The 385-nt window shown below is 39.0% G+C and carries 1 protein-coding gene; it reads left to right on the forward strand.

Annotated elements, in window-relative coordinates; all coding sequences use genetic code 11:
• The first annotated feature begins 28 nt into the window (after positions 1-28).
• The gene (locus GTGU_RS23725; RefSeq protein ID WP_038163945.1) at positions 29-361 is read left to right on the forward strand and encodes a YegP family protein; all 333 of its coding nucleotides are present in this window, start codon (positions 29-31) and stop codon (positions 359-361) included.
• The last annotated feature ends 24 nt before the right edge of the window (positions 362-385 follow it).

Below are 385 nucleotides of genomic sequence, written 5' to 3' on the forward strand. Positions count from 1 at the left end.
CGATTAAACGGGTAGATAAGGAGTTCATATGTCTGGTTGGTTCGAATTAAGTAAAAGCAGTAATGAACAGTTCAGATTTATACTTAAAGCAGGTAATGGTGAGATTATTCTTACAAGTGAGCTTTATACCACAAAAGCTGCTGCTGAAAACGGTATCGCATCTGTCCGGACGAATAGTTCCCTGGATGAACGATATGAAAGGAAAGTTGCAGCGAATGGTAAGTTTTACTTTAATTTAAAAGCCGCAAACCATCAAATTATTGGTACGAGTCAGATGTATCTCACCACGCAATCCCGTGACGTGGGGATTGCTTCAGTGAAGAATAATGGTAATACTGGAAAAACAAAAGACAATACGTAATATCTTCCCTGGGGAAACCAGATT

Origin of the sequence: Trabulsiella guamensis ATCC 49490, from assembly GCF_000734965.1 — a bacterium.
In the GTDB taxonomy this organism is placed as follows: Bacteria; Pseudomonadota; Gammaproteobacteria; order Enterobacterales; family Enterobacteriaceae; genus Trabulsiella; species Trabulsiella guamensis.